This is a genomic window from Haladaptatus sp. (assembly GCF_049589095.1).
In the GTDB taxonomy this organism is placed as follows: domain Archaea; phylum Halobacteriota; class Halobacteria; order Halobacteriales; family Haladaptataceae; genus Haladaptatus.
In genome coordinates this window covers 1-12725 of the sequence record NZ_JBAWAC010000609.1, presented here as the reverse complement: position 1 = coordinate 12725, position 12725 = coordinate 1, and the positions used below count along the sequence as shown (strand labels likewise).

21 protein-coding genes are annotated in these 12725 nt (G+C 61.5%); 13 read left to right on the top strand and 8 right to left on the bottom strand.

Features of this window, described 5'->3' with window-relative positions:
• Positions 1-89: 89 nt before the first annotated feature.
• Positions 90-959: a succinate--CoA ligase subunit alpha gene (sucD, locus tag WBV42_RS19175; RefSeq protein WP_423987454.1), complete on the top strand. Its 870-nt coding sequence runs from the start codon at positions 90-92 to the stop codon at positions 957-959.
• Between the two features lie 376 nt (positions 960-1335).
• Here sucD and WBV42_RS19170 read toward each other — a convergent pair whose 3' ends face one another.
• The 4 genes from WBV42_RS19170 to tfe are packed head-to-tail and all read right to left on the bottom strand — an operon-like array spanning position 1336 to position 4035.
• Positions 1336-2037 carry a competence/damage-inducible protein A gene (locus tag WBV42_RS19170; RefSeq protein WP_423987453.1) on the bottom strand — a complete coding sequence of 234 codons (702 nt, stop codon included), beginning with the start codon at positions 2035-2037 and terminating at the stop codon, positions 1336-1338.
• A gap of 35 nt (positions 2038-2072) precedes the next feature.
• Positions 2073-2840 carry a DUF5803 family protein gene (locus WBV42_RS19165; protein WP_423987452.1) on the bottom strand — a complete coding sequence of 256 codons (768 nt, stop codon included), beginning with the start codon at positions 2838-2840 and terminating at the stop codon, positions 2073-2075.
• Complete coding sequence (locus WBV42_RS19160; RefSeq protein ID WP_423987451.1) at positions 2837-3508, bottom strand: DUF2110 family protein; 672 nt, start codon at positions 3506-3508, stop codon at positions 2837-2839. The genes WBV42_RS19165 and WBV42_RS19160 overlap by 4 nt, the downstream gene beginning before the upstream one ends.
• A complete protein-coding gene (gene tfe, locus WBV42_RS19155; RefSeq protein WP_423987450.1) occupies positions 3508-4035 on the bottom strand; it encodes a transcription factor E in 528 nt (175 codons plus the stop codon). Before tfe ends, WBV42_RS19160 begins: the two co-directional genes overlap by 1 nt.
• Before the next feature lie 262 nt (positions 4036-4297).
• Between tfe and WBV42_RS19150 the strand changes: the two genes are divergently transcribed.
• Positions 4298-4618: an FUN14 domain-containing protein gene (locus tag WBV42_RS19150; protein ID WP_423987449.1), complete on the top strand. Its 321-nt coding sequence runs from the start codon at positions 4298-4300 to the stop codon at positions 4616-4618.
• 3 nt (positions 4619-4621) lie between these two features.
• Here WBV42_RS19150 and gvpO (WBV42_RS19145) read toward each other — a convergent pair whose 3' ends face one another.
• Together gvpO (WBV42_RS19145) and gvpA are read right to left on the bottom strand one after the other, a co-directional pair.
• Positions 4622-5122 (bottom strand): gas vesicle protein GvpO, halophile-type, encoded by a 501-nt coding sequence (gene gvpO / locus WBV42_RS19145; RefSeq protein WP_423987448.1) that lies wholly within the window; start codon positions 5120-5122, stop codon positions 4622-4624.
• A 17-nt stretch (positions 5123-5139) separates the two neighbouring features.
• Positions 5140-5403 carry a gas vesicle protein GvpA gene (gene gvpA, locus WBV42_RS19140; RefSeq protein WP_066146101.1) on the bottom strand — a complete coding sequence of 88 codons (264 nt, stop codon included), beginning with the start codon at positions 5401-5403 and terminating at the stop codon, positions 5140-5142.
• 154 nt (positions 5404-5557) lie between these two features.
• Between gvpA and gvpO (WBV42_RS19135) the strand changes: the two genes are divergently transcribed.
• The 11 genes from gvpO (WBV42_RS19135) to WBV42_RS19085 all read left to right on the top strand — a co-directional run bounded on the left by gvpO (WBV42_RS19135) (position 5558) and on the right by WBV42_RS19085 (position 10966).
• Positions 5558-6031: a gas vesicle protein GvpO gene (gvpO, locus tag WBV42_RS19135; RefSeq protein WP_423987447.1), complete on the top strand. Its 474-nt coding sequence runs from the start codon at positions 5558-5560 to the stop codon at positions 6029-6031.
• 24 nt (positions 6032-6055) lie between these two features.
• Positions 6056-6703, top strand: coding sequence for a hypothetical protein (locus WBV42_RS19130; RefSeq protein WP_423987446.1), 648 nt, complete (start codon positions 6056-6058; stop codon positions 6701-6703).
• Positions 6704-6854: 151 nt separating this feature from the next.
• Positions 6855-7481, top strand: a complete 627-nt coding sequence (locus WBV42_RS19125; RefSeq protein ID WP_423987445.1) for a GvpL/GvpF family gas vesicle protein — start codon at positions 6855-6857, stop codon at positions 7479-7481.
• A complete protein-coding gene (gvpG, locus tag WBV42_RS19120) occupies positions 7478-7732 on the top strand; it encodes a gas vesicle protein GvpG (RefSeq protein WP_066146109.1) in 255 nt (84 codons plus the stop codon). The genes WBV42_RS19125 and gvpG overlap by 4 nt, the downstream gene beginning before the upstream one ends.
• Positions 7732-8154: a gas vesicle protein GvpH gene (gene gvpH, locus WBV42_RS19115; RefSeq protein ID WP_423987444.1), complete on the top strand. Its 423-nt coding sequence runs from the start codon at positions 7732-7734 to the stop codon at positions 8152-8154. Before gvpG ends, gvpH begins: the two co-directional genes overlap by 1 nt.
• Positions 8147-8899, top strand: coding sequence for a hypothetical protein (locus WBV42_RS19110; protein WP_423987443.1), 753 nt, complete (start codon positions 8147-8149; stop codon positions 8897-8899). Before gvpH ends, WBV42_RS19110 begins: the two co-directional genes overlap by 8 nt.
• On the top strand, positions 8892-9308 hold the full coding sequence (gene gvpJ / locus WBV42_RS19105; protein WP_423987442.1) for a gas vesicle protein GvpJ: 417 nt from the start codon (positions 8892-8894) through the stop codon (positions 9306-9308). The genes WBV42_RS19110 and gvpJ overlap by 8 nt, the downstream gene beginning before the upstream one ends.
• A complete protein-coding gene (locus tag WBV42_RS19100; protein ID WP_423987441.1) occupies positions 9295-9612 on the top strand; it encodes a gas vesicle protein K in 318 nt (105 codons plus the stop codon). The genes gvpJ and WBV42_RS19100 overlap by 14 nt, the downstream gene beginning before the upstream one ends.
• Positions 9605-10399, top strand: a complete 795-nt coding sequence (gene gvpL / locus WBV42_RS19095) for a gas vesicle protein GvpL (RefSeq protein ID WP_423987440.1) — start codon at positions 9605-9607, stop codon at positions 10397-10399. The genes WBV42_RS19100 and gvpL overlap by 8 nt, the downstream gene beginning before the upstream one ends.
• On the top strand, positions 10396-10644 hold the full coding sequence (gene gvpM / locus WBV42_RS19090; RefSeq protein ID WP_066146128.1) for a gas vesicle protein GvpM: 249 nt from the start codon (positions 10396-10398) through the stop codon (positions 10642-10644). Before gvpL ends, gvpM begins: the two co-directional genes overlap by 4 nt.
• Before the next feature lie 85 nt (positions 10645-10729).
• A complete protein-coding gene (locus WBV42_RS19085; RefSeq protein WP_253226122.1) occupies positions 10730-10966 on the top strand; it encodes a PRC-barrel domain containing protein in 237 nt (78 codons plus the stop codon).
• Between the two features lie 21 nt (positions 10967-10987).
• Here the strand turns inward: WBV42_RS19085 and WBV42_RS19080 are convergent, their stop codons facing one another.
• Together WBV42_RS19080 and WBV42_RS19075 are read right to left on the bottom strand one after the other, a co-directional pair.
• Positions 10988-12103: an AI-2E family transporter gene (locus WBV42_RS19080; RefSeq protein WP_423987439.1), complete on the bottom strand. Its 1116-nt coding sequence runs from the start codon at positions 12101-12103 to the stop codon at positions 10988-10990.
• A gap of 96 nt (positions 12104-12199) precedes the next feature.
• The coding region (locus WBV42_RS19075) for a ribosome assembly factor SBDS (protein ID WP_423987438.1) at positions 12200-12725 on the bottom strand (526 nt) is incomplete at its 5' end.

The following is a 12725-nucleotide window of genomic DNA, read 5'->3' as shown; positions in this document are numbered from 1 at the left end:
ATGGAAATCCTGAACACCGACCTCGTTCAGGTCGAAGCGACGCTCGAAGACGCGGTTCAGCGTGCTGTCGAAAACGCGGAGGACAAACAATGAGCATTCTCGTAGACGACGACACCCGAGTGGTCGTCCAAGGTATCACCGGCGGCGAGGGTAGTTTCCACGCCGAACAGATGATGGAGTACGGAACGAACGTCGTGGCCGGTGCGGTCCCCGGCAAGGGCGGGCAGGAAGCACACGGCGTGCCCGTTTACGACACCGTGAACGAAGCGGTCGAGGAAGAGGACGCCGACGCCTCGGTTATCTTCGTCCCACCGGCGTTCGCGGCCGACGCCATCTTCGAGGCGCTCGACACGGACCTCGACCTCGCGGTCGCCATCACGGAAGGCGTCCCGACACAGGACATGTCGAAGGTGTACAAGCGCCTCTCGGAGACCGACACGCGACTGCTCGGTCCGAACTGCCCCGGTATCATCACGCCGGGCGAATCGAAACTCGGTATCCTCCCCGGCAACATCTTCGAGTCGGGTAACGTCGGTCTCGTCTCGCGCTCGGGGACGCTGACCTACCAAGTCGTGGACAGCCTCACCCAGCGCGGCATCGGGCAGACCACCGCCATCGGCATCGGCGGCGACCCGATCATCGGCACGGACTTCATCGACGCCCTCTCGCTGTTCGAGGACGACGACGACACGGACGCCGTCGTCATGTGCGGTGAAATCGGCGGCGAGGACGAGGAAGAGGCCGCCGCGTTCATCGCGGAGAACATGGACACGCCGGTCGCTGGCTTCATCGCAGGCCGCACGGCACCGCCAGGAAAGCGCATGGGCCACGCCGGTGCGATTGTGTCGGGTAGCGGCACTGGTACGGCGGAATCCAAGATCGATGCGCTCAACGACGCAGGCGTTCCTGTCGGCGACACGCCGGAAGAGGTTGCGGACAACATCGAAGACTTCCTGTAAACCGGGAGTTTTCGAGGTTGCGGTTTTTGTTTTCGATTTTTCGTCTCGGGTTACTTCGCTAACGAGGAAGTATCCTTGTCCGTAGAATAGCGAATGAGAGGCAGCAGCGATCACGAGATCCCGATAACCGGAACCACGACATCGACGCAAGCGGATGGCCGTGGTCGAACGCCGATCAAAAACTCTCGCTCACCGAGAAAGTCCGAACGGAAACAACTCGCCGTGGGCGCGAGGGGTAATTCTCAAATCTTAAGAGACAGGGACGACAACCGGCGGGTATGATTCCACTCGAAGCGGTTCCCGCAAACTCGGCAGGCATCGTCGTTCTCGTCGTCGGACTGGCAATCACGATTGCGTGGATCGCCTACTTCTACCGTTAGGCGTCCGTCTCGTCCGGCGCTTGGACTCGCTCGCGTAACCACTCGACTGCGTTTTGGACGGTCGCTTCGTCCGTCCCCTCGATTTTGACGCGCACGTAGTCGCCCGGATAGCTCCCGACTTTCACGTCGAACCGCTCGCGGAGTTCCTCGAATCGGTCGATGAGCGCGCTTTCGGGTTCGCCCGCCGCGACGGTGCCGGTGAAATAGGGGTCGCCGTCGAACTCGTCGGCGATCCGGTCGAACATGGCGTGCATCTCGTCCGGCACGCCGGGCAGGACGTAGATGTCCTCTATCTTCGCGCCGGGAGCGACGCCGACCTCGTTCGGGAGCATGCGCGCCCCCTTGGGAAGGTGGGCCGTTCCGGTCGTCAGGTCGGCGTGTGAGTAATCCGAGTGCTCCTCGATCCACTGGACGGCCTCCTCGTGTTCCTCGACGGGGACGCCGACGGCCGCCGCGATGCCCTCCATCGTCAGGTCGTCGTGGGTCGGCCCCAGACCGCCGGTGACGATCACGGCGTCGTACTCGGCGCGGGCCTCGTTCACGACGCGGGCGATATCGGCCACGCGGTCGGGGATGACGAACACCCGTTCGACGGTCACGCCGCGCTTGGTCAGTTGCTCACCGATCCACGCGGCGTTCGTGTTGACAGTGTCTCCGGAGAGGATTTCATCTCCGACGGTTACCAACGCAACTCGCATACCCGAATCGTAGGCGGCGGTGAAGAAAAGTGCTCTTACATTCCGGGCGGCGGCCCGTCACCCATATCGTCGTCGGAGATGTCCATGTTGAGGCCCATCTCCTCGCGTTCTCGTTCGAGTTGCCGAATCTGGTAGCGGTAGTAGACCAGACCGCCGAACCCGATGAGCAACGCCAGCGCGACGATTCCGGCGAATATCCACTTGTCCCGGACCAGGTAGTACCGCACCGAGATGCTGTCGGATTTCACGGGTTGGGACCAGACGATATGCTCGCGTCCGTCCTGCATGCTCGTCTCGTAGCTACCGGGGCGCACGTCGCTCAGCAGGAACGTATCGACGCGCATGCCGCGCGGGATGGTCACTTCGTACGTTCGGTCTTCGAGGTAGGTCGGGACGTAGAACGTCTTCCCCTGTCTCGATACCGTGTACGCGAGTTTTCCGGGGCCCTTGGGCGGTCGGATGATGGTCGAGGATTTCGTCTTGTGCACCGAAATCTGATCGGCACCGACGACGGTCCCGTTCGGATACTGGAACTGTACGCCCGAAATTTCGACGGGGGCCTCCTCGCCGAAGGATTCCTCCTGGTGAATTTCGAGTGTGTCCTTCTTGTCGAGGTTGTAGACCGCTTGATACTGGCCGCTCGTGACGTTGTAGGTCACGTTCTCGGATGTTTTCCAGTCGTACGTCGCGTTCTTGCTGAGTTGCTGCTGGCTGATGTCCCCCGGGCCGAACACGGAGGAACACCCGGCGCTGGCCGCGAGGAGGGCGAGCAGGGCGAACGCGAGGACGAACCGTTTTTTCATGGAATTACACAGCGGATTTCGGCCGGGATGTAGCCGCCGATGCTGGCGAGCAGTCCCGGCGGGTCGGTGTTTTCCGTACAGATAATGCTCTGTTCCAACACGCCGAGCCGTTCGACGGTGACGATGTCGTGGGCGTGGCCCGCACGGTTGACCGTCGCTCGAACTTCACCGCGTGTCGCGCTGTTGACGTTCACCCGTCCGGTGCCACGCGACCATTCGAACAGGCGGTCACGTTCGGCGTCGGAGAGGCGCGATGTGCCGTCCTCCGCGTAGACGAAGCCCATCGGCATGTGCTGGACGAGGCCGAACCGTTCGATCACTTGCTCGGGTTTGCCCGGGCCGAGTCCGAGCTCGGATGCCGGGATCCGAACGTCCTGTCCGGCGTCGAGGACGAAGCCGTCGTCGTCCCACGATTCGAGCGTGCCGACGTACGTTTCGCCGTCGCGCAGGTTGGGCGTGATTTCGCCCCACTCCTCGCCGAGGATGTTCCGGGCGACGACTTCGTCCTCGCCCTCCACGGTAACCGAGACGAAATCGTCGTGCCTGACACCGATGTCGAACTTCACGTCGAGGTCGCCGAGCGCGTTTCCGACCAGCGATTCGAGACCGTCCAGCGCGCGATGCTTTGCGTCGCCGGTAACGTACACTTTTGTTGCGAGAACGACCATTATGCACCGAGTGTTTCGACGTTGAGTTCGTCTTCGAGGTTGTGGATTCGCTCCTCCATCGAGTCGACGAGCATCGAGTTCTCCATGGATTCGAGCGGCGACCCACATTCCGGACATTCGAAACCGAAGTCCATCGCCTCGCCGAATTCGAAGCGAAGCGAGCAGATTTCACAGAGATAGAACTCGTGGGTGCGCTCGTACTCCTGGCGCTGTTTCAGCGCGTCGAGCAGGCGGTACATCTCATCTTCGAGGTTCTCCGGAATCTTGTCGTACTCGAACGTCCAGAGGTAGGTGAGCCATCCCGAATCCTCGTCGCGGAGGCGTCGGTAGGTCGCCAAGTCGTTCTCGTAGAGGATGAACAGCGCGCGTCGAACGTCGTTGAGTTCGAGGTCGAGTTCCTCCGCGAGTTCCTCGTCGGTCACCTCACCGTCCGGCGGCGCGGCCGCGACGGGCATTCCTTTCGGGCCGACCAGTTCGTGAAGATATTTCTGAATCACCGGGTCGCTCAGTAGGTCCTCGAAAGCCATTGATATGTTATACCGGGTTGTTCATCTGTTTAAAACCATCGGGAGAGGGTTGCGGGGTTGCGTTGACATCACCATCTCGACTGCCGAAAGTGGAACCCGATGGTTCGTCCGTTTGAGCGTAAGTCATAGATCAAAATATATGTATTCCTGTTGCCGCGGCGAATTGAAACTCGCGTACGGTATCGATTTTGCATCGGTAAAGAACATTCAACATCGACCAAAATCACAAGAAACTTAACCTATCAGTGTTCTGAGTGGGACGATGCAAGTCGGGATAGACCCTCAACAACTCGGACTCCAACTGGGAAGTGGTGCCGTCATCGGCGGCGTCATCGGGTTCGCCGCGAAGAAAGTCGCGAAGCTCATCGCGGTCATCATCGGCCTCGAACTCGCCCTGTTCAAATTCCTCGAATCGCGCGGTATACTCTCGGTCGACTGGAACAAACTCTCCACAGGAGTAGTGAAAACCGGTCAGGCCGCCGGAAGTAGTCAGCCTCCCTCGTGGGTAACGACCCTCCTCTCGACGCTCTCGGTTAGCGCCGGGTTCGTCGGCGGGTTCATGGTCGGGTTCCGCAAAGGGTAATCCCTACCACTCCTGACTGTCGCCGCGCCTGTATCGTTCCCGCAATCGATAGCCGGTTACGTCTCCCGACTCCGACAGCGCGATCGCGTACTGTCCGAGGATGTCCTGGGTGTCCGGAACCGCGCTCCGTTCTACCATTTCGACGACGACTTGCCAGCCGTCGTCGTCCTCGGTTATCTCGATGATGCCGTCGAGCGGATGCCCGACCAAATCGTTGGCGACGTCCTCCACCGTCTTCCGGACGGCCATCACGTCGAACTCGCCGTCCCCGCTTTCGTCCGATTCGTCGCTCTCCGAGCTATCCTCCGCTTCCTCCTCGTCCGGGGAATTATCGCTCACGTCTTCGTCCTCGTCTCCGTTTTCGGACCCGGCTTCTTCCTCGTTTTGGCCGTCTATCGTCTCGTCGTCCGAATCGTGTTGATAACAAAAACCGTCGTTCTGTGCCGGACGGGTGCACCGCTCGCCGTCCTCGGTGAGCGCCCGGCACTGGTCTGCTTCGGACATCGTTCGTCACACTGTGCTTACGACGAACTGGCCTCGGGGGACGCGACTTCGACCTGTTCGAAGTCCACCTCGTCCTCCGAGGATGCTCGTTCTAACTTCGCCATCTCCTTTGCGTAGTGGAGGAACGTGTCGACCGATGCGACGACGACACGCGCCTCGACGGTCAGTACTTCGATACCGACCACGGAGATACGCGCCCACACGTCGATAACGACGCCTTTGTCGAGAATGCGGTCGAGAACGTCCGCGAGACTCGAAGAGTTCGGATTTGCTTCTACCATAGTTGATCACGGGAACCGAATCCCTACGGTGAAAACTCAAGGCGAACGCTATTTCAGGATTCGGGCCGAGCCTGCAAGTTACTTTTAAGGAGGTTCGTTTCGGCTACCGAATCCGGTTACGAAGCCGTATGCACTCGTCGTAGGCGCATGAGTTATGCAACTCGATGACGACACGTTTGGGGAGGGAACGATGACCGAACAAACGAGTGACTCCGAAAGTGGCGAGTTCGACGACGTGCTCGACCAACTGTCCGAAGCCGTCGAGGACCGGGACGGTCCGTCGGAGCGCACCGAAGCGAACGACCCTGACGAGATCGATGAGATCGTCGAAAGCGACGACGAAATCGGCCTTTACGAAGCGCGGGACGTGGGTCGTGCCATCGCGAGCGACCTCATCGGGTCGCCGCTCGACGGTATTATCGAAGTAGGGGAACAGGACGACGACGGCTGGCGAGTCGTCGCGGAGGTGGTCGAACGAAACTCGATTCCGGACACGCAGGACGTTCTCGGACGGTACGTCATCAGTCTCGGACCGAGCGGCACCGTCCAAGGGTACGGGCGGGCGGGACGGTATCGTCGCGGTGATACCGGCACGCAGACGGAAATCTTCGAAGCCGAGGAACGCTAACGCCGACGCCGAATGGGGGACATCATGACTGAAGAAAACACGGTACGAAAGCTAGTCGAAGGGGACATGGGGAAGGAACTGAACGCGGAACGAGTCGTGAACGCGCTCACCGAGATGGAGGGCGAGGACGGCCAAGCTATCGGTCGGGACCTCGGACGGGTCGTCGGCTGTGGGCTGGGGATGCTCGTCGGGCGGAGAGTCGGGGCGTCGCTCGGCGACCGCCTCGAACATCGACTGGAAGCCACGGAGGCGTCCGAGGAGGAATCGGAAGAGGAACCCACACGGGAACAACTCGTCCTCCAGCGAGTCCAGGAGGTTCTGGAGGTGAGCAAGGAGGAAGCTCAAGAGATACTCGCCACCGCGAGCAGCATCGGCATGGGGAGTGCGGACGGTGAAAGCGAGTCCACGGAAGACGAGCAACCGGCGGAGACGGCCGACGATGAGGCCGAAGCCGATAGATCCGAGGAAGACGAATCGAAGGAGAGCCAGTCGAAAGACGAATCGGGCGAGCAGGAGGTGACGGACGACTCCGACGACGAAAGTGAAGCCGACGATGATACCGATGAAGAAGGTGAGCCGACGGTCGAACTCGACCAACTCTCGAATGACGACCTTCAGGTGTTGGCGAACGACCTGATGGAGGAACTCGACCGTCGGAAGGCCGCCCAGTGAGGCATCGACGTTCGTTACCTCCAGCGGTCGGCGAGCGGGTGAAAATGGGTGAGACGTCACAATGCGGTGCGTGCTTGCACTCTCCGCCACACGACTTATTAAGGCACGTCTCGTCGGTTTCCAGTCGTAGGAGCACCGTCTCCATGAAACGATGAGTTCGAACCGATACGTCTACGGGGTCGTCGAGAAGAACGATTTCGAGTTCGACACTGACGCTGTCGCCGGTGGTGACCGAGTGTACACGGTAACGTACCGGACGCTCTCGGCCGTCGTCTCGGACATCGACACGACCGAACCCGAACGAACCGACGAGGATAGCAAACGCCACGACGAGGTACTCCGCGAGGTCCTCGAACGTGACGACGTGGACGCCGTCGTGCCGATGCAGTTCGGCATGGCGTTCAAGGATAACCGCACGCTGAAGTCCGTCCTCCGTGGTGCACGGAGAGCGTTCACGAAGGCGCTCAACGAGGTCGATGGGCACGTCGAACTCGGCGTCAAAATCGTGGTCGGGGAGGACGACGAGGTGGACCGAGAGGCGATCCGGGAGGACGTCGGCGAACGACTGTCCGACATCGCCGAAAGCGAGACCGAGGACGACCTGTTCAGCGATCGGCTCGCCCTCAACCGCTCGTATCTCGTGGCGACGGACGACCGCGAGGCGTTCGACGATGCGGTCGGCGAGCTACGCGAGGAGTACGACGAGTTGACCGTCCAGTACACGGGTCCGTGGGCACCGTACAACTTCGTGGACATCCACATCGGAGCACAGCGATGATCGTCGTCGACGACCTGTTGTTCAGGCCGCTGGTGTCGATGGTGGACGTTCTCCACTCGCTGGCGGTCGACGAGATGTACGACATCGCGGGCATACAGGACGAACTCAAGGAGACGCACATGCTGTACGATCTGGGCGAGTTGTCCGACGAGGAGTACGCGCAACGAAAAGCCGACCTCGAAGCGCGACTCGACGCTGCGGAAACGGCCCACGAACGGCTGCGAAACGGGAAAGTCGAGGTGAAACGATAATGGGAATCATCGAACGGTTGGTCAGATTGGCGAACGAACTCTCGGACGACGAGAAACGAACGTACGCTGGCGAACACGGTAGCTCGGGGGGGCGAATCAACTACGGGATTTCGCTCGACTCCGTCACATCGGGTCAGCCCCGGAAGCAGCGGAGTCAGCCCCGGACACAACCGCAGCAACGGTATCTAACGAACACGCGGGAGGAGGACGGCGAACTCGTCGTCACCATGGACGTCCCCGGCGTTCCGAAGGACGACCTCGGGGTCACGTTCGACGGCGAGACGAACGTGATCGAGATCCGGGACGACGAGCGGCCGATCAAGCGATTCGGCATCGAATGGGACGATGCGGCGATCAGGAACGCATCGTACAAAAACTACATCCTCGAACTGCGGATCGGACGGGAGTTACCCGATGGCTAACGACGAAATCGAACCGTTCCTCGACGAGGTACAGTCGGGGCTCGACGGACTCGTCTCGGCGCTCGGGTCGGCGGACTCGTTCGACTCAGTTGCGGCGGAAGCGGAGAACCTCTGGAACGTGTTGGACGAGGGTGAGGACGTGCTGGACGAACTCGACCTGACCGACCTTCCGGACGTACTCGAACTGTCCGAACTCCCGGACGTGATCGAGTTGGAGGACACGGACGACGCCATCGACGAAGGTGACGCTGGGGAGGTCATCGACGTTCGGAGCCTCATCAGCGCCATCAAGTTCCGGGAGCTGTGGTCGTCCACGGACGTTCGAAGCCTGTGGGAGGAGAGCGACGAGTTCACCGACGCCCTCGAAGAAATCGGCGTCGGAGACGACGAGTCGGACGACGACGATACGATCGAAATGGACGAGGGCCTCGAAAACGAGATGCAGTCCGAACTGTACGAGTCGAAACTCCAGTCACAGCTCCAGGAGAGCGTGGACGAGTTCCGCGACGGCCTCATCGACACCCGGAACGACCTGAAGGAGGCCAAGGAGGAAAACGAGTCGAGAGGGACCACCGGACAGCCGTCGTCCGGCAACCCGTCGGCGTACTCCACGATGGCTGCATCCGGCACCACCGAAGCCAGCGTCGCACGCTATTCGACGGTTCCGAAGAGCGGTTGGCACTCGTCCGGGTCGAAAAACAAGCGAATCTACGGCCGTCGATTCGAGGAGGAAGAGGATGGGTGAGACCGGACCCACCCGGAGCCAGTCCGACCTCGCCGAGATGCTGGAACTGCTGCTCGACAAGGGCGTCGTCATCAACGCCGATATCGTGGTCACGGTCGGCGAGACGGAACTGCTCGGCGTGAAACTCCGGGCCGCCATCGCGTCGTTCGAGACGGCGGCACAGTACGGCCTCGAATTTCCGGAAGGGACCGATATGAAGCGCGTCGAGGAGGCCGCAGGCGTCGAGGAACTGCCCGAATCCGAAACCGTGACGGTCGGCGTCTCCCCCGACGAGGAAGGGGACGACGAAACTGAGGCCAGTGACGAGGACGACGAAACTGAGGCCAGTGACGAGGACAGCGAAGCGGACGGGGAGGAAGAAAAAGCGGAGGCGAAAGCCGAAGCGGAGGCGGAGCATGACGGCGATTGAAGTGGATGGCGACGACGCCGGAAAAGGACTCGTCGCGCTCGTCATCACGGTGGTCGAACTGCTCGTCGAGGCGATGGAGCGCGAGGCGGTTCGACGGATGGAGTACGACGACCTCACGCCCGAGGAGATCGAGCGGCTCGGGACGCAGTTGGCGGCCATCGAGGACGAGTTGGAGCGACTGAAGGAGTCCGAGGGGACCGAGGAGGGCGTTGATACCCTCCGCGACGATCTGGACGACCTGATTTCGGACGCGCTGATAGACCTCGCGGACCGCGAACCCGGCATGGAGGAGTACGGTGGCTGATTCCGAGTTCGAGGAGGGACGATACCTCTACTGCGTCGTGGATACGGGAGCGGACGAAGACACGACCGATTTTTCGGAGGCAGGTATCGACGGCGGTTCCGTCTCGGTGCTCGTTCACGATGGGCTGGGTGCGGTCGTCCAGTCCTGTGACTCGCCGTTCGATTCGGACGACCTCGGGCGGGTTCGGGAGTGGTTGCTCACCCATCAGTCCGTGGTGGACGCCGCCGGGGAACGGTTCGGAACCCCGCTTCCGTTCCGCTTCGATACGATTCTCAAGGGCGATGACGACGCGGTGATGGAGTGGCTGGCTGACCAGTCCGAAACCCTCGAAACCCATCTCGACGACTTCGCGGGACACTGGGAGTACCGCGTCGGCGTCGCGTGGGACGAGGACCGCGTGCAGGACGAACTCGAAGCCGACGACGAAAAGCTGGCCGAACTGCGTGGGAAGGTCGATGAGGCGAACGAGGGGACCGCGTTTTTGCTCGAAAAGCAGTACGACAATCGACTCCGTGACCTCCGACGGGCGCGGCAGAAGGATCTGACCGCGCGGCTCCGCGACGGACTCGACCCCCTCGTGCGCGAATTCGAGGTGTTGGATTCGAGCAGCGGGGTTCTCGGGTCGGATTCCTCGGACGAAGTCGTGCAGGTTGCGTTCTTGGCTCACGAGGACCGTGAGGAGGAAATCGGCGAGTTATTGGACGACGTGGCGGCGGATCCGGGTATCGAGATCCGGTTTACCGGGCCGTGGCCGCCGTACTCGTTCGCACCGGAGTTGGACGCATGAAACCGACGAAGGACGACCACGCCGTCGTGGACTTGCTCGACGTGATCCTGCGGGACGGCGTCATCCTACAAGCCGACGTGGTCATCACGGTGGCGGACATCCCGCTCGTCGGCCTGAGCCTTCGGGCGGCCCTCGCGGGCATGTCCACGATGACCGACTACGGCTATTTCGAGGAATGGGATGCCGTCCAACGGGAACTCGCACGTGCGCCGGACGACCATCCGTTACTTCCCGACGACGGGTGACACGTCTCGAAATCGTGGACGCGGATAAGTCCCTTGAACTCGCAACCAGCGACGGTTCCCGGCGAACGGACGAGTTACGAATGCGATGACAACGCAAATCACCGACGACGACGAGGGGAAGAAAGTCGTGGACAACTCCGGCGACCAAGTCGGTATCGTCTCCGACGTACAGCACGGTACCGCCCACGTGGACCCCGACCCCGGCATCACCGACAAGGTGAAGTCGAAACTCGGATGGGGCGACCGGGACGAGGACACCTATCCGCTCCAGGATGAGATGGTTTCGTCGGTCACCGACGACGAAATCCGACTCCAGGCATAGACGAATTTCGTTCGGACATCCTCACTTTTCTTTCTTCGATCGCGATTCGTCCGGGGGATTCGACCCGATGGAGAGCGACGAGGTTGGCGTCACGCGTCGTCCGTGGACCAGATCACCGAAAACGATGTCGGCGAACTGCACGACGAGTACCAGCACCAGCGGCCCCAGAAAGATGCCGTACCAGCCGAACAGAACGCCGCCCAGAATGTAGGCGAACATCACGAGTCCCGTGTGCGTCGTCCGACCGGAGATGTACGGTCGGATGACCGTCTGTGGGAGAAGGTCGAGCAGCACCAGCGAAACCAGGAAGAACACGAGCGGAAACCAGAGCAGTTTGGAATCGACTTCGAATGCCTCCCACCCGAAGTACAGCGTGAGCGGGACGTACACCAGTTTCCCGACGACGATGGGAACGAACGTGGCGAGGCCGGTCAACAGGGCGAAGACGGTCGGTAGGGGAAATGCGATCCCGTCGGGGGAAATCGCGGCGAACCAGTTGTACAGAAGCGTCGCCGCGACGCCGACGAGGAGGACGGTGAGGACGTTCCCAAAGTACACGATTGCGAGGTCGCTATCGACCGCCGAGACGTATGCCACGACGGCACTGTCCTCGCCCATCTCGCCACGGAACCAATCCGCCAGTCGGTTCCCGTCCCGGAGCGCGAAGAAGGCGAAGGAGACGGAGAGAAACAGCGTGAGCAGGCCACGGGAAACGATGCCGAGCGATTCGATGGCCGTCGTGAAATCGCGCCACAGGTTCCGGAAATCGGACGTGAGCAGTCGTTGTGGATGGGCGAGGAGGTCGGGGACGGACGTCGCCCCGGGGAACAGGTGGGAGTAATACGTCCCGATGGCGGCCCCGGTGTACGCGCTGAGTTCGCGCACGCCGACGGCGACGGTGTAGCCGACGAGCGCTAGCGCCGGAAGCGAGAGCAAAAAGATGGTCCCCGCGGCCGCGAGCGTCCTCGATTCGACGTGTCTCGTCACCCGTCGATAGATCGGGCGTGATCCGTAGTAGATGAACAACCCGAGGACGAGCGTGCCGACGAACGCGTAGGCGACGAAGACGAGCGCGGCCGCCAGCGCGATGGCGAGCGCCCACCACCCGACGCGCGAACGCTCTTCGGAGAACTCCATCGTCACCCACACACGACGGCCGCACAGAAGGGTTTGTCTGCCGCGAGAAGGGTCTATCTTCCGAGGGTACCGTGTCAGAACGAGTCGTTCGGTCGATTATCGCGTCTGGAGGTCGTCCTCGTCCTTGATGATTCGCGTCTCCGCCTCGCCGCTCGTGTTCTCGTTCACGAGGTCGTAAAACTCGTTCTGCATGCCCGCGGGGAAGGTCATCACGCCGACCCACGAGCCGTCGTTCTGCCACTCCTCACGCTCCAGTTCTCCGAACTGTCGAATTCGGGCCTGTGCGCTCCCGGCGTAGTTGGCGGGTACCTGCACCGCGATGGTCACCTCGTCGAACCTGATCGGGATGACCGGGCGCAGCGCGTCGAGTGCGTCGTCCACTTGCTGGTCAGCGGGCTCCATCGGGTCCACCGAGAATCCGGCCTGCTCCAGCGCGCTCTCGATACGGTCCGGCGGGTGCGGTGCGTTGTCCATCTGCGGGTTGACCGCGTTGCGCGCGATTTGGGTGACCAATTGCTTGTGCTTCTGTTCCTGCATCTCCTTTCGCTGTTCGGCCGTAATCTGGATCTCCCCGCGCTCGATGACTTCGGGGATGATTTCGAGCGGGTCCGTCGTCTCGAAC

What these genes read in the sequence shown, in the direction of transcription:
- gvpG (WP_066146109.1), top strand. Translation starts at nt 7,478, where the DNA reads ATGATCGTCGTCGACGACCTGTTGTTCAGGCCGCTGGTGTCGATGGTG.
- sucD (WP_423987454.1), top strand. Translation starts at nt 90, where the DNA reads ATGAGCATTCTCGTAGACGACGACACCCGAGTGGTCGTCCAAGGTATC.
- WBV42_RS19130 (WP_423987446.1), top strand. Translation starts at nt 6,056, where the DNA reads ATGACTGAAGAAAACACGGTACGAAAGCTAGTCGAAGGGGACATGGGG.
- WBV42_RS19165 (WP_423987452.1), bottom strand. Translation starts at nt 2,840, where the DNA reads ATGAAAAAACGGTTCGTCCTCGCGTTCGCCCTGCTCGCCCTCCTCGCG.
- WBV42_RS19110 (WP_423987443.1), top strand. Translation starts at nt 8,147, where the DNA reads ATGGCTAACGACGAAATCGAACCGTTCCTCGACGAGGTACAGTCGGGG.
- gvpO (WP_423987448.1), bottom strand. Translation starts at nt 5,122, where the DNA reads ATGTCCGAAGCAGACCAGTGCCGGGCGCTCACCGAGGACGGCGAGCGG.
- tfe (WP_423987450.1), bottom strand. Translation starts at nt 4,035, where the DNA reads ATGGCTTTCGAGGACCTACTGAGCGACCCGGTGATTCAGAAATATCTT.
- WBV42_RS19160 (WP_423987451.1), bottom strand. Translation starts at nt 3,508, where the DNA reads ATGGTCGTTCTCGCAACAAAAGTGTACGTTACCGGCGACGCAAAGCAT.
- WBV42_RS19080 (WP_423987439.1), bottom strand. Translation starts at nt 12,103, where the DNA reads ATGGAGTTCTCCGAAGAGCGTTCGCGCGTCGGGTGGTGGGCGCTCGCC.
- WBV42_RS19150 (WP_423987449.1), top strand. Translation starts at nt 4,298, where the DNA reads ATGCAAGTCGGGATAGACCCTCAACAACTCGGACTCCAACTGGGAAGT.
- gvpJ (WP_423987442.1), top strand. Translation starts at nt 8,892, where the DNA reads ATGGGTGAGACCGGACCCACCCGGAGCCAGTCCGACCTCGCCGAGATG.
- WBV42_RS19170 (WP_423987453.1), bottom strand. Translation starts at nt 2,037, where the DNA reads ATGCGAGTTGCGTTGGTAACCGTCGGAGATGAAATCCTCTCCGGAGAC.
- gvpH (WP_423987444.1), top strand. Translation starts at nt 7,732, where the DNA reads ATGGGAATCATCGAACGGTTGGTCAGATTGGCGAACGAACTCTCGGAC.
- gvpO (WP_423987447.1), top strand. Translation starts at nt 5,558, where the DNA reads ATGCAACTCGATGACGACACGTTTGGGGAGGGAACGATGACCGAACAA.
- WBV42_RS19100 (WP_423987441.1), top strand. Translation starts at nt 9,295, where the DNA reads ATGACGGCGATTGAAGTGGATGGCGACGACGCCGGAAAAGGACTCGTC.
- gvpM (WP_066146128.1), top strand. Translation starts at nt 10,396, where the DNA reads ATGAAACCGACGAAGGACGACCACGCCGTCGTGGACTTGCTCGACGTG.
- gvpA (WP_066146101.1), bottom strand. Translation starts at nt 5,403, where the DNA reads ATGGTAGAAGCAAATCCGAACTCTTCGAGTCTCGCGGACGTTCTCGAC.
- WBV42_RS19085 (WP_253226122.1), top strand. Translation starts at nt 10,730, where the DNA reads ATGACAACGCAAATCACCGACGACGACGAGGGGAAGAAAGTCGTGGAC.
- WBV42_RS19125 (WP_423987445.1), top strand. Translation starts at nt 6,855, where the DNA reads ATGAGTTCGAACCGATACGTCTACGGGGTCGTCGAGAAGAACGATTTC.